This is a genomic window from Rhizobium sp. SG_E_25_P2, from assembly GCF_029892285.1.
Lineage (GTDB): Bacteria > Pseudomonadota > Alphaproteobacteria > Rhizobiales > Rhizobiaceae > Rhizobium_E.
Map to the genome: position 1 here is coordinate 77,482 of NZ_JARXVM010000024.1, position 13,839 is coordinate 91,320.

At 61.3% G+C, this 13,839-nt stretch carries 12 protein-coding genes and 1 pseudogene; 11 read left to right on the top strand and 2 right to left on the bottom strand.

Translation table 11 applies throughout. The annotated features are described in order from the left end of the window. Positions 1–103: 103 nt before the first annotated feature. The 7 genes from mmsA (at position 104) to M2360_RS24665 (ending at position 7,939) form a co-directional block, all read left to right on the top strand. The gene (mmsA, locus tag M2360_RS24635) at positions 104–1,639 is read left to right on the top strand and encodes a multiple monosaccharide ABC transporter ATP-binding protein (protein WP_280778044.1); all 1,536 of its coding nucleotides are present in this window, start codon (positions 104–106) and stop codon (positions 1,637–1,639) included. Beyond that, on the top strand, positions 1,639–2,859 hold the full coding sequence (gene mmsB / locus M2360_RS24640) for a multiple monosaccharide ABC transporter permease (RefSeq protein WP_280778045.1): 1,221 nt from the start codon (positions 1,639–1,641) through the stop codon (positions 2,857–2,859). The genes mmsA and mmsB overlap by 1 nt, the downstream gene beginning before the upstream one ends. Positions 2,860–2,944: 85 nt before the next feature. Then, complete coding sequence (gene araD1, locus M2360_RS24645) at positions 2,945–3,940, top strand: AraD1 family protein (RefSeq protein ID WP_280778046.1); 996 nt, start codon at positions 2,945–2,947, stop codon at positions 3,938–3,940. Between the two features lie 52 nt (positions 3,941–3,992). After that, positions 3,993–5,426: an aldehyde dehydrogenase family protein gene (locus M2360_RS24650; RefSeq protein ID WP_280778047.1), complete on the top strand. Its 1,434-nt coding sequence runs from the start codon at positions 3,993–3,995 to the stop codon at positions 5,424–5,426. Positions 5,427–5,454: 28 nt separating this feature from the next. Next, positions 5,455–7,194 carry an L-arabinonate dehydratase gene (araD, locus tag M2360_RS24655; protein ID WP_280778048.1) on the top strand — a complete coding sequence of 580 codons (1,740 nt, stop codon included), beginning with the start codon at positions 5,455–5,457 and terminating at the stop codon, positions 7,192–7,194. A gap of 116 nt (positions 7,195–7,310) precedes the next feature. Further along, entirely contained in the window at positions 7,311–7,580 is a 270-nt protein-coding gene (locus tag M2360_RS24660; protein WP_280778049.1) for an AbrB/MazE/SpoVT family DNA-binding domain-containing protein, read from the top strand. Then, positions 7,577–7,939: a type II toxin-antitoxin system PemK/MazF family toxin gene (locus M2360_RS24665; protein ID WP_280778050.1), complete on the top strand. Its 363-nt coding sequence runs from the start codon at positions 7,577–7,579 to the stop codon at positions 7,937–7,939. Before M2360_RS24660 ends, M2360_RS24665 begins: the two co-directional genes overlap by 4 nt. A gap of 288 nt (positions 7,940–8,227) precedes the next feature. Here M2360_RS24665 and M2360_RS24670 read toward each other — a convergent pair whose 3' ends face one another. Beyond that, positions 8,228–9,487, bottom strand: a complete 1,260-nt coding sequence (locus M2360_RS24670; protein WP_280778051.1) for an ROK family transcriptional regulator — start codon at positions 9,485–9,487, stop codon at positions 8,228–8,230. 264 nt (positions 9,488–9,751) lie between these two features. On the opposite strand from M2360_RS24670, the gene M2360_RS24675 reads away from it, so the two are divergent. From M2360_RS24675 to M2360_RS24690, 4 genes are all read left to right on the top strand, one after another. Next, positions 9,752–10,750, top strand: a complete 999-nt coding sequence (locus M2360_RS24675; protein ID WP_263824028.1) for a substrate-binding domain-containing protein — start codon at positions 9,752–9,754, stop codon at positions 10,748–10,750. Between the two features lie 190 nt (positions 10,751–10,940). Continuing rightward, positions 10,941–12,254, top strand: a complete 1,314-nt coding sequence (locus M2360_RS24680; protein WP_263823993.1) for a sugar ABC transporter permease — start codon at positions 10,941–10,943, stop codon at positions 12,252–12,254. A 13-nt stretch (positions 12,255–12,267) separates the two neighbouring features. Further along, entirely contained in the window at positions 12,268–13,062 is a 795-nt protein-coding gene (locus M2360_RS24685) for an ATP-binding cassette domain-containing protein (protein ID WP_263823994.1), read from the top strand. Between the two features lie 341 nt (positions 13,063–13,403). Continuing rightward, the gene (locus M2360_RS24690; RefSeq protein ID WP_263823995.1) at positions 13,404–13,631 is read left to right on the top strand and encodes a hypothetical protein; all 228 of its coding nucleotides are present in this window, start codon (positions 13,404–13,406) and stop codon (positions 13,629–13,631) included. A 33-nt stretch (positions 13,632–13,664) separates the two neighbouring features. Here M2360_RS24690 and M2360_RS24695 read toward each other — a convergent pair. Then, positions 13,665–13,839 (bottom strand): annotated as a pseudogene (locus tag M2360_RS24695) (IS110 family transposase); the annotation flags it as partial.

The window sequence follows — 13,839 nt, forward strand, 5'->3', positions numbered from 1 at the left end:
GGGGGTCCGCAGGTCATGCGGACCCTTTCTCACATAGTATGGGACCCCTGAATGTCGCCCGGCCCGGCGCTATCGGCGTCTGTCTGGTGCTGGAAAAAGCAACATGGATAAAATCATTCTGGAAATGCGGGGCATCACAAAAACGTTTCCGGGCGTAAAAGCCCTGAACGATGTGAGCTTCAAGGTCCGCCAAGGCGAGATCCACGCGCTGGTTGGGGAGAACGGCGCTGGCAAGTCAACCCTTATGAAAGTGTTGAGCGGCGTCTATCCCGCCGGCACGTTCGACGGCGAAATTCTGTTTGACGGAGAGGCGCGCCGGTTCGGCAAGATCTCCGACAGCGAACATCTCGGCATCATCATCATTCACCAGGAACTGGCGCTCGTGCCGCTCCTGTCGATCGCTGAAAACATCTTCCTCGGCAATGAAATCGCCGAGAGAGGCGTGATTAACTGGCAGCAGACCTTCGCGCGCACCCAGGAGCTGCTCGACAAGGTCGGCCTCAAGGAGCCGCCCAGCGCGCTGATCAACGATATCGGCGTCGGCAAGCAGCAGCTGGTGGAAATCGCCAAGGCGCTGTCCAAGAAAGTGCGGCTGCTGATCCTCGACGAGCCCACCGCCTCGCTCAATGAGAAGGACTCCGACGCGCTGCTCGAACTCCTCATGGAGTTCCGCCGTCAGGGGATGACCTCGATCATCATTTCCCACAAGCTCAACGAGATCCGCAAGGTCGCCGACCAGATCACCATTCTGCGCGACGGCGGAACCGTGGGCACGCTGGACTGTCACAAGGAAGAGATCAGCGAGGATACGATCATCAAGGGCATGGTCGGTCGCGACATGGAGGATCGCTATCCTCCGCGCGACGTGCCGATCGGCGAGACGATCCTCGAGGTCAAAAACTGGAACGTCTATCACCAGAACCATCGCGACCGGAAATTCCTGCATGACGTGGCCTTCCATGTTCGCGCCGGCGAAGTCGTCGGCATCGCCGGGCTGATGGGCGCGGGCCGCACCGAGACCGCGATGAGCATTTTCGGCCGTTCCTGGGGTCACAAGATCACCGGCGACGTGCTCATGCACGGCAAGCCCGTGGATGTGGGCACCATTCCCAAGGCGATCGAGGCGGGCCTTGCCTATGTCACCGAAGACCGCAAGCATCTCGGTCTTGTCCTGATCAACAATATCAAGGACAACACCACGCTCGCCAATCTCGACGGCGTGTCGTCCATGGGCGTCATCGACGAGCACAAGGAAGGAAAGATCGCGACCGACTACCGCACCAAGCTGCGCATTCGTTCGCACTCGATCTATCAGGAAACAGTCAATCTGTCGGGCGGCAACCAGCAGAAGGTCGTGCTGTCGAAATGGCTGTTCACCAATCCTGAAGTGCTGATCCTCGACGAGCCGACACGCGGCATCGATGTCGGCGCGAAATACGAAATCTATTCCATCATCAACCAGCTGGCGGCTGAAGGGAAAGGCATTCTGATGATCTCGTCGGAAATGCCCGAACTGCTCGGCACCTGCGACCGCATCTACGTGATGAACGAAGGACGCATCGTCGCCGAGCTTTCCAAGCAGGAAGCAAGCCAGGAATCCATCATGCGCGCCATCATGCGCTCCGGGGAGAAACACTAATGGTCTCGGAAAACTCGACCGCTACGAACAAAAATCAGGTCTCCGTTGGCGAGTACTTTAAGAAGAACATCCGCGAATATGGCTTGCTGATCGCGCTCGTCGTCATCATGCTGTTCTTCCAGGCCATCACCGGCGGCGTTCTTTTCCGCCCGGTCAACCTGACCAACCTTGTGCTGCAGAACTCGTTCATCGTCATCATGGCGCTGGGCATGCTGCTGATCATCGTCGCCGGCCATATTGACCTGTCGGTCGGCTCCATCGTCGCCTTCATCGGCGCCATGTCGGCGATCATGCTGGTCAAGTGGCAAATGAGCCCGATCATCGTCGTGCCGCTTTGCCTGATCATCGGCGGGCTTGTCGGCGCGGCGCAGGGTTATTTCGTCGCCTATCAGAAGATCCCGGCTTTCATCGTCACGCTGGCCGGCATGCTCGTGTTCCGCGGCCTGACCTATCTCGTGCTGTCGAACCGTCCGATCGGGCCGTTCCCGAAGGATTTCCAGGTTCTTTCAACCGGTTTCGTGCCCGACCTCTTCGGCTTCTTGGTGGCCGATCCGTCGACCAGCCTCGTGAAGAACTGGCTGGCGCTGCTCGTCGTGCTCGCCGGCGTCGCGTTCATGATCTATAGCGGCTTCAGCAAGCGTGCCGCGAACAATCAGCACGGATCGCAGAACGAGCCCTTCACCTTCTTCGTCGTTCAGATGGGCGTCACCGCCATCGTGGCGATTTCGCTGGGCTTCCAGCTATCGACCTATAGAGGCCTGCCCAACGTTCTCGTGATCATGGGCCTCCTGATCGCGCTTTACGCCTTCCTCACCACCCGTTCGACCATCGGTCGCCGCATCTACGCCATGGGCGGCAACGAGAAGGCCGCGAAGCTCTCGGGCATCAACACCGAACGCCTGACCTTCCTGACCTTCGTCAACATGGGCGCTCTCGCAGGTCTCGCCGGCATGATCATCGCCGCCCGCCTGAATTCGGCGACCCCGAAGGCCGGCGTCGGCATCGAGCTCGACGTCATCGCGGCCTGCTTCATCGGCGGCGCGTCTGCATCCGGCGGCGTTGGCAAGATCACCGGCGCTGTGGTCGGCGCCTTCATCATGGGCGTGCTCAACAACGGCATGTCGATCATGGGCCTGTCGATCGATTACCAGCAGCTCGTCAAGGGTCTGGTTCTGCTCGCCGCCGTCTATTTCGACGTCTACAACAAGCGCAAGGGCTGAGCCCTTCCTCGATTTCCCGCCCGGACGGCTGTCACGTCCCGGGCGGGCCAACCCATATGAGATATGCTCGCGAAAGGAATAAATCGTGCTGATTTCGCAGATCAAGACTGAGACCGGCGGCGTGGCCGTGGTCGCCCGCGAACTGGGCGGCGAAGCCCGCATCGTCAAGGGCGCGGAAAGCGTCTACCAGCTCGCCATGCTGGCGGCCTCCCAGGGCAAGACTTTGAAGGACGTGATCCTTTCTTTCGGTTTTGCTAATGTTATCGATCTCATTCAGATCCGCGACGAAAAGCGCTTCCTGCCGCCGATCACTCATCCGGATCCCGCGCATCTGCATCTGACCGGCACCGGCCTCACCCATCTCGGTTCCGCCGCCACCCGCGACGCCATGCACAAGAAGACCTCGGAAGCCGCCGAGGAAACGCTGACCGATTCCATGAAGATGTTCCGCATGGGCCTTGAAGGCGGCAAGCCCAAGGCTGGCGAAAAGGGCGTGCAGCCGGAATGGTTCTACAAGGGCAACGGCACGCAGTCCGTATCTCCGGAACAGCCGCTGACCTCGCCGTCCTTCGCGCTTGACGGCGGCGAAGAGCCCGAAATGGCCGGCATCTATGTGATCGGCGAGGACGGTACGCCGTTCCGCGTTGGTTTCGCTGTCTCCAACGAGTTTTCCGATCACGTCACCGAGCGGATCAACTATCTCTACCTCGCCCATTCCAAGCTGCGTCAGGCAAGCTTCGGCCCTGAAATCCGTATCGGCGCGCCCCCGGAGGATATTCGCGGCACGTCGCGCATCCGTCGCGGCGATCAGGTGATTTTCGAAAAGCCCTTCCTGTCGGGCGAAGCGAATATGTCCCACACTTTCGCCAATCTCGAATATCACCACTTCAAATATGAACTGTTCCGCCAGCCGGGCGAGGTGCATGTGCATATGTTCGGCACGGCTACCCTGTCCTTCGCCGAAGGCGTCAAGCCCGAGCCGGGCGATGTGTTCGAAATCGAAGCGCCTGACTTTGGCCTGGCGCTGCGCAATCCGCTGGCCGTCGCCGAAGAGACCGACGTCGCCGTCCGCATACTTTAATGAAAAGGCGCGCGCGCCCGTCAGGGCCGCGCCTGAACAAGGAGACTAAACTATGGCGCTTCATCAGAATCTGATCGCCGGCGAGTGGATTGGCGGGGACGCGGTTCCCAATATCAATCCGTCCGACACCAATGACGTGGTGGGCGAATACGCCCGCGGCTCCGCCGACGACATGAAGACCGCAATCGCCGCCGCCAAGGCTGCGTTTCCGGCCTGGTCGCGTTCCGGCATCCTCGAGCGTCACGCCATCCTCAAGAAGACCGCCGACGAGATCCTCGCCCGCAAGGACGAGCTCGGCGCGCTGCTCAGCCGCGAAGAAGGCAAGACGCTGCCGGAAGGTATCGGCGAGACCATCCGCGCCGCCCAGATCTTCGATTTCTTCGCTGGCGAATGCCTGCGTCTGACCGGCGAGACCGTGCCGTCGGTGCGCCCGAATATCGGCGTCGAAATGAGCCGCGATCCGCTCGGCGTCATCGGCGTCATCACCCCCTGGAACTTCCCGATCGCCATTCCGGCCTGGAAGATCGCGCCGGCGCTTTGCTACGGCAACACTGTGGTGTTCAAGCCGGCCGAACTCGTGCCGGGCTGCGCCTGGGCGATCGTCGACATCCTCCACCGCGCCGGCCTGCCCAAGGGCGTGCTCAACCTCGTGATGGGCAAGGGCTCGGTCGTCGGCCAGGTCATGCTCGACAGTCCGGACCTCTCGGGCCTCACCTTCACGGGCTCCACCGGCACCGGCAAGCGCGTCGCTTTGTCCTCCATCGAGCATAACCGCAAGTTCCAGCTGGAAATGGGCGGCAAGAACCCGTTCGTGGTGCTCGACGACGCTGATCTCAACGTCGCTGTCGAAGCCGCCGCCAATTCGTCGTTCTTCTCGACCGGCCAGCGCTGCACGGCGTCGTCGCGCCTGATCGTCACCGAAGGCATCCATGACAAGTTTGTCGCCGCTCTGACCGAGCGCGTCAACAATCTCAATGTCGACCACGCCATGAAGGCCGGCACGCAGATCGGCCCGGTGGTCGATCCCGGCCAGCTCAAGCAGGACGAGGACTATATCGCCATCGGCAAGCAGGAAGGCGCAAACCTCGTTTGCGGCGGCGAGCGTCTCGAGCGCGAAACGCCCGGCTATTACCTCAAGCCGGCGCTGTTCACCGAAGCGACCAACAATATGCGCATTTCCCGCGAGGAAATCTTTGGACCGGTGGCCGCCGTCATCCGTGTCAAGGATTACGAAGAAGCGCTTCACGTCGCCAATGACACGATCTTCGGTCTGTCCTCGGGCATCGCCACCACCAGCCTCAAGCATGCGACCCATTTCAAGCGCAATGCCGAAGCCGGTATGGTGATGGTCAACCTGCCGACCGCCGGCGTCGATTTCCACGTGCCGTTCGGCGGTCGCAAGGCCTCGTCCTTCGGCAGCCGCGAACAGGGCAAATACGCCGCCGAATTCTTCACCTCGGTCAAAACAGCCTACACGCTGGCTTGAGGATCGGTTTTCGGCAAAGGACAAGACTATGAAAAAGAAAGCAGAATGGCCGCGCAAGCTGAGATCGCAGGAATGGTATGGCGGCACCAGCCGTGACGTCATCTACCATCGCGGCTGGATGAAGAATCAGGGCTATCCGCACGATCTGTTCGACGGCCGCCCTGTCATCGGCATCCTCAACACCTGGTCGGACATGACGCCCTGCAACGGGCATCTGCGCGAACTGGCCGAAAAGGTGAAGGCGGGCGTGTGGGAAGCCGGCGGCTTCCCGATGGAAGTGCCGGTGTTCTCGGCGTCGGAAAACACCTTCCGCCCCACCGCGATGATGTACCGCAACCTTGCGGCGCTCTCCATCGAAGAGACCATCCGCGGCCAGCCCATGGATGGCTGCGTGCTGCTGGTCGGCTGCGACAAGACCACGCCGTCGCTGTTGATGGCGGCGGCGTCTGTCGACCTGCCGTCGATCGTCGTCACCGGCGGTCCGATGCTCAACGGCTATTTCCGCGGCGAGCGGGTCGGCTCCGGCACGCATCTGTGGAAGTTCTCGGAAATGGTGAAGGCCGGCGAGATGACCCAGGCCGAGTTCCTGGAGGCGGAAGCCTCCATGAGCCGCTCCTCGGGCACCTGCAACACCATGGGCACCGCCTCCACCATGGCCTCCATGGCGGAAGCTTTGGGCATGGCGCTTTCGGGCAATGCCGCCATTCCTGGCGTCGATTCGCGCCGCAAGGTCATGGCGCAGCTCACCGGTCGCCGCATCGTGCAGATGGTCAAGGACGATCTCAAGCCGTCCGAAATCATGACGAAAGAAGCCTTCGAAAACGCCATCCGCACCAATGCGGCGATTGGCGGCTCGACCAATGCCGTGATCCATCTGCTGGCCATGGCCGGCCGCGTCGGCATCGATCTGACGCTGGATGACTGGGACCGTTGCGGACGCGACGTGCCAACCATCGTCAATCTCATGCCGTCGGGCAAATACCTCATGGAAGAGTTCTTCTATGCGGGCGGCTTGCCGGTGGTGATCAAGCGTCTCGGCGAAGCCGGACTTCTTCACAAGGACGCGCTGACGGTGTCGGGCGAAACCATGTGGGACGAGGTCAAGGATGTCGTCAACTGGAACGAGGACGTCATTCTTCCGGCTGAAAAGGCGCTGACGCAGTCGGGCGGCATCGTCGTCGTGCGCGGCAATCTCGCGCCCAAGGGCGCGGTGCTCAAGCCGTCGGCCGCCACGCCGAGCCTGCTCGTCCATCGCGGCCGCGCCGTGGTGTTCGAGGATATCGACGACTACAAGGCCAAGATCAATGACGACAATCTCGACATTGACGAGACCTGCGTCATGGTCATGAAGAACTGTGGCCCCAAGGGCTATCCGGGTATGGCCGAAGTCGGCAATATGGGCCTGCCGCCCAAGGTGCTCAAGAAGGGCATCACCGACATGGTCCGCATTTCCGACGCCCGCATGTCCGGCACCGCCTATGGCACCGTCGTTCTGCACACCTCGCCGGAAGCCGCAGTCGGCGGCCCATTGGCCGTGGTCAAGAATGGCGATTTCATCGAGCTCGACGTGCCGAACCGTCGCCTGCATCTCGACATTTCCGATGAGGAACTGGCGCAGCGCTTGGCCGAATGGCAGCCCAACCACGAACTGCCGACCTCCGGCTACGCCTGGCTGCACCAGCAGCACGTCCAGGGCGCCGACACCGGCGCAGACCTCGACTTCCTCAAGGGATGTCGCGGGAGTGCGGTGGGCAAGGACAGCCACTGAGTTTTGATCTCAACAGCTACGGCCCGGGCAGCAATGTCCGGGCCGTTTTGTGTCCGGATGCTTGTATATGCAGGCCCGGAGTGCTATATTTGTAGCATAATCTAAAGGCCTCCAACATGACCATTTCGACCAAGATCAGGCGACAGGGCGGCGCTGCCGTCATCACCATTCCGCCAGCGCTTTTGAAAATCCTCGATCTGGAGGTCGGCGCGCAGTTGTCGTTGTCCGTCGACAATGGCGAACTGATTGCGCGGCCCGTTCAACCAGCAAAGAAGCGCTATACGCTCGCTGAACTTCTTGAAGGAGCCGAAGAGTTAACAGTGCTTGACAAAGATGGCGGCGCCTGGCTGGAGGACGATCAACGCATGGGCGATGAACTGCTATGATGGTTCGTAGCCAAATTCCCAAACGGGGCGATGTCTATCTTGTTGATCTCAACCCCGTCATGGGCAGTGAGATGCGGGATGAGCATCGATGCGTCGTCATCACGCCGAAGGAAGTCAATGCGCTTGGCGTCTGTATGCTCGTGCCCATCACGACGGGAGGCTTGTTCACGCGGCGCGTCGGGCTGGCAGTCAATATTTCCGGCCACCAGACCACAGGCGTGGCAATCTGTAATCAGGTTCGCAGTTTTGACCTGGTCGCCCGAGTCAATGCGAAACGCGCCCGTTATATCGAGACGCTGGATAGCGCGACGATGGATGAAATCGTGGCCAAAGTCGTCAGCGCGATCGATCCATCTTGATCGATTCGAATGAAAGAGAGCCATCCGGCGACCCAACGAAAACGCCCTGTCGAGATGCCCGCCAATAAAAAAACCGCTTTCCCCTTGTAATTTTCTCCTGATTAACCATTTATAAATCAAGTTGTTGTGAAACTGTCATTACAGACGGTTACAGGAATTGCATCGAACGATCCGGCGACCACGGATGTACTGGCGCTGTCGATCGTTTGATGCCAGGGAAGGTCAGGTGAAGAACCTGGCCTTTTTTTGTTTTTGTGCTTTGGCCGGAGGCGGGCGCTGCTCGCAAGTTCAGAGGGCGGAAGAGGCCTGCGGCTGCGGCGCCTCGCGCCGTTCGCGCGTCTCTCCCTGGTCCGGCAGGCTTTCGTCGAGAAACACCAGCGCCCGCATCAGGCAGCCCTCGCGGATCAGCGAGCGATAATCGAGATAGCTGTCGACCACGCTGATCGGCACCGGTTGGCCGAAGCAGGCGCGCGACAACGCCTCGTGAATGCTGTCCTCCATGAATTCCATCGCGGCGATGCCCGGCCCGGTGAACACCAGCGGGATCGGGTCGAACAGCGTGAAGACATTGGAAAGGCCCGTGCCGATCGCCTTACCGGCTTCGCGAAACGCCTGTCGTTCCGGTCCTTCGCCGGCGCGCGCGGCCGAGATCAACGTTTGCAGCGCGTCCTCTGGCGGATCTTCTTCCAGAAGCTGCGTTTCGGGCACGCCGCGCACCGCGCGCCAGAGCGAATAGGTGCCGGCATAGGCCTCGATGCAGCCGCGTCGTCCGCAGCGGCACAGCGCGCCATCGGGCCGGAAATTGGTGTGCCCGAATTCCACCGCCGAGGAGCGGACGCCCGAAAACATCCGCCCATCCATGTATAGCCCCATGCCGACGCCGGTCGACAGCAGCACGGTGGCGAAATTGGCGCCGTAGCGCTCGGGCGCGCGCCAGTGCAGCGCTTCGGCGATCATGTTGCTCTCGTTGGAAATCTCGACTTCGACGCCGAAACGGTCCTCGAGATAGTGCCCCAGTGGGACATTGATGAGATCGATGACCGGCGATGACAGAAGCGTCTTGCGGTCGGCGTCGACGATGCCTTCCACCGCCGCCGAGATCCGCAGCAATGGACCGGCGTCACGCGCATATTTCTCCAGCATCTCGCCCAGCAAGCCCGAGACTTCTTTGCCGAGCGCCTCCGCTGTCATGCGCTTGGTGGCGATAGACCGCGTCTCGAAGGCAAACACCTGGCCGCTGTAATCGGCAAGCGCCGTCTGGATGGTGTTGAGGCCGACGAACACTACGGCGATTGTGGCGTGCGCCGGGCGAGGGCGCACCGAAACCTGCGGTCGGCCCCGCCTTTGCGCTCCGGCTTCCGCAATCGGATCCGCCGACAGGGCGCCACGCTCCATCAGGCTGTTGGTGATCACGGTGACGGTGGACGCGGAAAGGCCTGTCTCCGCACTCAGTTCTGTGCGGGACATTGGGCCATGGCGCCTGAGCGCCATGAGAACGCCAAATTGATTTTGCCGCCGGACGTCGTCCTGGCGCACGATGATAGACATGAAACCAGCTCCTCCCACTGGTAAAACCGATCATGCGCTAGCAAAATCACAGTGCAATGCAACGCTTAATCGATTTGAAATACATCTTGACACAGGCGAAGATGTGAGTCACTCTTTTTTTCGACCCTCGAAAAAATAGGGTTCGCAACGGTCGGTCTGGGGATTAGGAGAAGAACCGGATCGGCTGCAATCGGTTGATGCGATACGCATCGGGAGGACAATATGAAGAAGTTTGCAGTTGCGCTCGCCAGCGCAGTCTTTGCCATGTCCGTCGCCGGCCCGGTCATGGCCGCCGGCAAGACCGTCGCCGTGTCCTGGAAGATTTTCCAGGAAGAACGCTGGAAGACGGACGAAGCCGTCATCAAGAAAATCGTCGAGGACAATGGCGACAAGTACATCTCTGCCGACGCGCAGGGCTCTGCCGCCAAGCAGCTGACCGACATCGAATCGCTGATGTCCCAGGGCGCCGATGTGCTGCTGATCGTTCCCTACGATTCCGAAGCCATCATGCCGGCCGTTGAAAAGGCCGCCTCCGAAGGCGTTCCGATGATCGCCTACGACGTGCAGATCGAGCATCCCTCGGTTCTCTACATGACCTTCGACAATGTCGGCGTCGGCCGCCTGATGGCCAAGGAAATGCTCAAGGTCAAGGATAGCGGCAACTTCGCCGTCATCAAGGGCGACCCGGGCGATCCGAACGCCACCTTCCTCTACAACGGCATGATGGAAGTGCTGAAGGCGAATATCGACGGCGGCAAGATCAAGATCGTCGGCGAAGCCTCGTCGGATGGCTGGAAGCCGGAAAACGCCCAGAAGAACATGGAGCAGATCCTGACCGCCAATGACAACAATGTCGACGCGGTTCTGTCTGAAAACGACGGCATGGCCGGCGGCGTCGTCGCCGCTCTCCAGGCCCAGGGTCTGGCTGGCGCTGTTCCGGTCACCGGCCAGGACGGCGACAAGGCCGCTCTGAACCGCGTCGCTCAGGGCACTCAGCTCGTGTCGATCTGGAAGGACTCCCGCGCTCTCGGCAAGCTCGCCGCCGAAGCCGCTCTCATGCTCGCCGATGGCAAGTCCATGGAAGACGTGCCGAACGTCGCCAAGTTCAAGGACGGCGCTCGCAAGGTCGAGATGAACGCGGTTCTTCTGAACCCGACCCCGATCACCAAGGACAACCTCAACCTCGTCATCGACGCGGGCTGGGTTGACGCCGCCACCGTCTGCGCTGGCGTGAAGGCTGGTTCCGTCGCGGTCTGCAAATAAGCAGTCCATTTCCGCACAATCGCGCGTCGCCCCTCGGGGCGGCGCGTTTTCAAGAGAACAGAACGCAACCCATGCGGCTGCGCTCCTCGCCGCACACGCAAATGCCAGCGGCCCATCACGAGAGCGCGTTTCCCCGGATAAGGGCCCTGCCTGGGCCAACTCATAAGCGGGCGGGAACAGGGAGCAAATTATGAGCCAGGTGCAATCCACCACAGGTCCTGCGCTACAGCAGGAAGGACCTTTCAAAACATTCCTGCGCGCCACCGAAATCGACACGCGCATGATCGGCATGATCGGCGCGCTGCTGCTGATCTGGATCGGTTTTCACGTCTATGGCGCCTATGCCAATGGCGCCGGCAACTTTCTGACCGCGCGCAATCTGTGGAATCTGTCGGTCCAGACCGCCGCCATCACGGTCATGGCGACCGGCATGGTGCTGATCATCGTCACTCGCCATATCGATCTGTCGGTCGGCGCCATGCTTGGCGTTACCGCCATGATGATGGCGGTGCTTCAGGTCTGGGTGCTGCCAAACTGGCTCGGCATCGGCCATCCCGCCATCTGGATCATCACGGTGATCTTTGGCCTCATCGTCGGCTCGATCATCGGCACCTTCCAGGGCTATCTGATCGCCTATCTCGAAATTCCCTCCTTCATCGTCACCCTGGGCGGCCTGTTGGTGTGGCGCGGCGCGGCCTGGCTGGTGGCGCGCGGCGAAACCATCGCGCCGATCGATGAAAATTTCTCGCTGATCGGCGGCGGCCCCTATGGCTCGATCGGCACGACGGCGAGCTGGGTCGTGGCCGTGGTCGCCTGCGTCGGCGTCGCCTGGATGCTGACGGGCGCCCGTAAGCAGCGCGCCCGCTTCGGCTTCCCCATGCGTCCCACCTGGGCGGAATTCTTCATCGGCGGCGTCTCGATGCTGGTCATCCTCGCCGCGACCTATGTGATGAATTCCTATCCCTGGCCGAAGGGCATCATCAAGCAATATGCCGCGGCCCATAATCTCGATCCGGCGACGCTGGTCGTCGGCCATGGCTGGGCCATTCCGGTTCTCATCGCGCTCGCCGTGGTGCTCGCCATGACCTTCATGACCACGCGCACCAAGTTCGGCCGCTATGTCTTCGCCATGGGCGGCAATCCGGAGGCGGCGGACCTCGCGGGCATCAACACCCGCCGGTTGACCATGCTCATCTTCACGCTGATGGGTTTCCTCGTCGGTATCGCCGCCGCCATATCGTCGGCGCGCCTCAAGGCCGCCACCGCCGATCTCGGCCGCAATGACGAACTCTATGTCATCGCCGCGGCGGTTATCGGCGGCACGTCGCTCGCCGGCGGCTCCGGCACCATCTATGGCGCAATGATCGGCGCTCTGGTCATGCAGTCGCTCTATTCGGGCATGGTTCTGGTCGGCTTCGACGCCGCCATCCAGAACATGGTCGTCGGCGGCGTGCTGGTCCTGGCCGTCTATGTCGACACTGTCTATCGCCGCCACGCCAAGTAAGGGAGGATCCGTCATGGGTATCTATCAAAAGCCGGCGGGTACGCCTCTCGTGGAGATGAAGGACATCTCCATCGCCTTCGGCGGCATCAGGGCCGTCGACCACGCCTCGGTCGATCTGTTCCCCGGCGAGGTCGTGGCGCTGCTCGGCCATAACGGCGCGGGCAAGTCCACCCTCATCAAGATGCTGTCAGGCGCCTATAAGCGCGATCACGGCGAGATCTTCATCAATGGCGAGAAGGTCGACATCCAGAACCCGCGCGACGCCAAGGCGGTGGGCATCGAGACGATCTATCAGACGCTCGGTCTCGCCGACAATGTCGACGCCGCCGCCAATCTGTTCCTCGGCCGCGAGATCCTCACCAAATGGGGCACGCTCGACGACGTGGCGATGGAAGCGGAGGCCCGCCGGGTCATGGGGCGGCTGAACCCCAATTTCCGCCGTTTCAAGGAGCCGGTGAAGGCGCTTTCGGGCGGCCAGCGCCAGTCAGTGGCCATTGCCCGCGCCATCATGTTCAACGCGCGCATCCTGATCATGGACGAGCCCACTGCGGCGCTCGGGCCCCAGGAAACAGCGCAGGTCGGCGAGCTCATCAAGGAGCTCAAGAAGGATGGCATCGGCATTTTCCTGATCAGCCACGACATCCACGACGTCTTCGACCTCGCCGACCGCGTGGCGGTGATGAAGAACGGCCGCGTGGTGGGTCATGCCCGCACCGAGGATGTGACCAAGGACGAAGTGCTCGGCATGATCATTCTCGGCAAATGCCCGCCGGGCGCCGAGCCCGGCCCGGGCGCGATGCAAAGCTGACGCTCGAACATCGTTGGCCAGATCAGAGGGCGCGGGAGACCGCGCCCTCTCGCTGTTTCGGCGCTGTTTGCGCCGATTCGCCCGAAACGATCCACCGCCATCACCGGAGACGCCGCGCGCGGATGTGAGAAAAAGCGCTTCGCTTTCAACCGGCTATGGGCTGGCGGCCGCAAACGCCTTGTGTCCTGGCCGTCAAAAGCTCAAATTTCAGCGACCGGCGAGCGCCAGGCGGGGCAACAGCGCCCCGTTTTTGGCGATCGATAAAAGTTTAGGCGTTCGGATAAGCGAATTTTGCGCGATGTCTGGCAGGCTGCGCCCACCAATCCGCGAGAGGGGCGACAATGATTTTAACGACGTCGACACTGACGGGCCTGTTCTCAGCGCTGTTGCGCTCGGCCGTCGCCGTGATCCTCGTCGCCTTCCTGATTTCCGTCGTGGCGATCGCCGGCGTCGTGGTCTACGGCGCGTCGATTTTCACGGCGCTGCTCGTGGTTGCCGGCTTCAATCTTGGCCTTATCGCCGCAGCGCTCGGCTATGTGTTGTTTGGCGGCGGGACCCGGCGCGCCTGACCCCATCCGCCATTGTTAGAGTATCCGTTTTGGTCAAGCCATCTTTGGGACCCATTTCTGGTTTTTTCGCAGCAGTGCGTTTGCGAGCACGATGAGCTTTCGCATGATGGCGATAATGGCGAGTTTTGGTTGTTTTCCGGCGGCTTTGAGCTGTTCGTATTTGGCGCTGAGGTCCGGGTTGAAGCGGCATGCGACAAGGGCTGGCATG

Coding starts and splice junctions, on each gene's coding strand:
- M2360_RS24690 (WP_263823995.1), top strand. CDS start 13,404: ATGATTTTAACGACGTCGACACTGACGGGCCTGTTCTCAGCGCTGTTG.
- M2360_RS24680 (WP_263823993.1), top strand. CDS start 10,941: ATGAGCCAGGTGCAATCCACCACAGGTCCTGCGCTACAGCAGGAAGGA.
- M2360_RS24670 (WP_280778051.1), bottom strand. CDS start 9,487: ATGTCTATCATCGTGCGCCAGGACGACGTCCGGCGGCAAAATCAATTT.
- mmsA (WP_280778044.1), top strand. CDS start 104: ATGGATAAAATCATTCTGGAAATGCGGGGCATCACAAAAACGTTTCCG.
- araD (WP_280778048.1), top strand. CDS start 5,455: ATGAAAAAGAAAGCAGAATGGCCGCGCAAGCTGAGATCGCAGGAATGG.
- M2360_RS24685 (WP_263823994.1), top strand. CDS start 12,268: ATGGGTATCTATCAAAAGCCGGCGGGTACGCCTCTCGTGGAGATGAAG.
- M2360_RS24675 (WP_263824028.1), top strand. CDS start 9,752: ATGTCCGTCGCCGGCCCGGTCATGGCCGCCGGCAAGACCGTCGCCGTG.
- mmsB (WP_280778045.1), top strand. CDS start 1,639: ATGGTCTCGGAAAACTCGACCGCTACGAACAAAAATCAGGTCTCCGTT.
- M2360_RS24665 (WP_280778050.1), top strand. CDS start 7,577: ATGATGGTTCGTAGCCAAATTCCCAAACGGGGCGATGTCTATCTTGTT.
- M2360_RS24650 (WP_280778047.1), top strand. CDS start 3,993: ATGGCGCTTCATCAGAATCTGATCGCCGGCGAGTGGATTGGCGGGGAC.
- M2360_RS24660 (WP_280778049.1), top strand. CDS start 7,311: ATGACCATTTCGACCAAGATCAGGCGACAGGGCGGCGCTGCCGTCATC.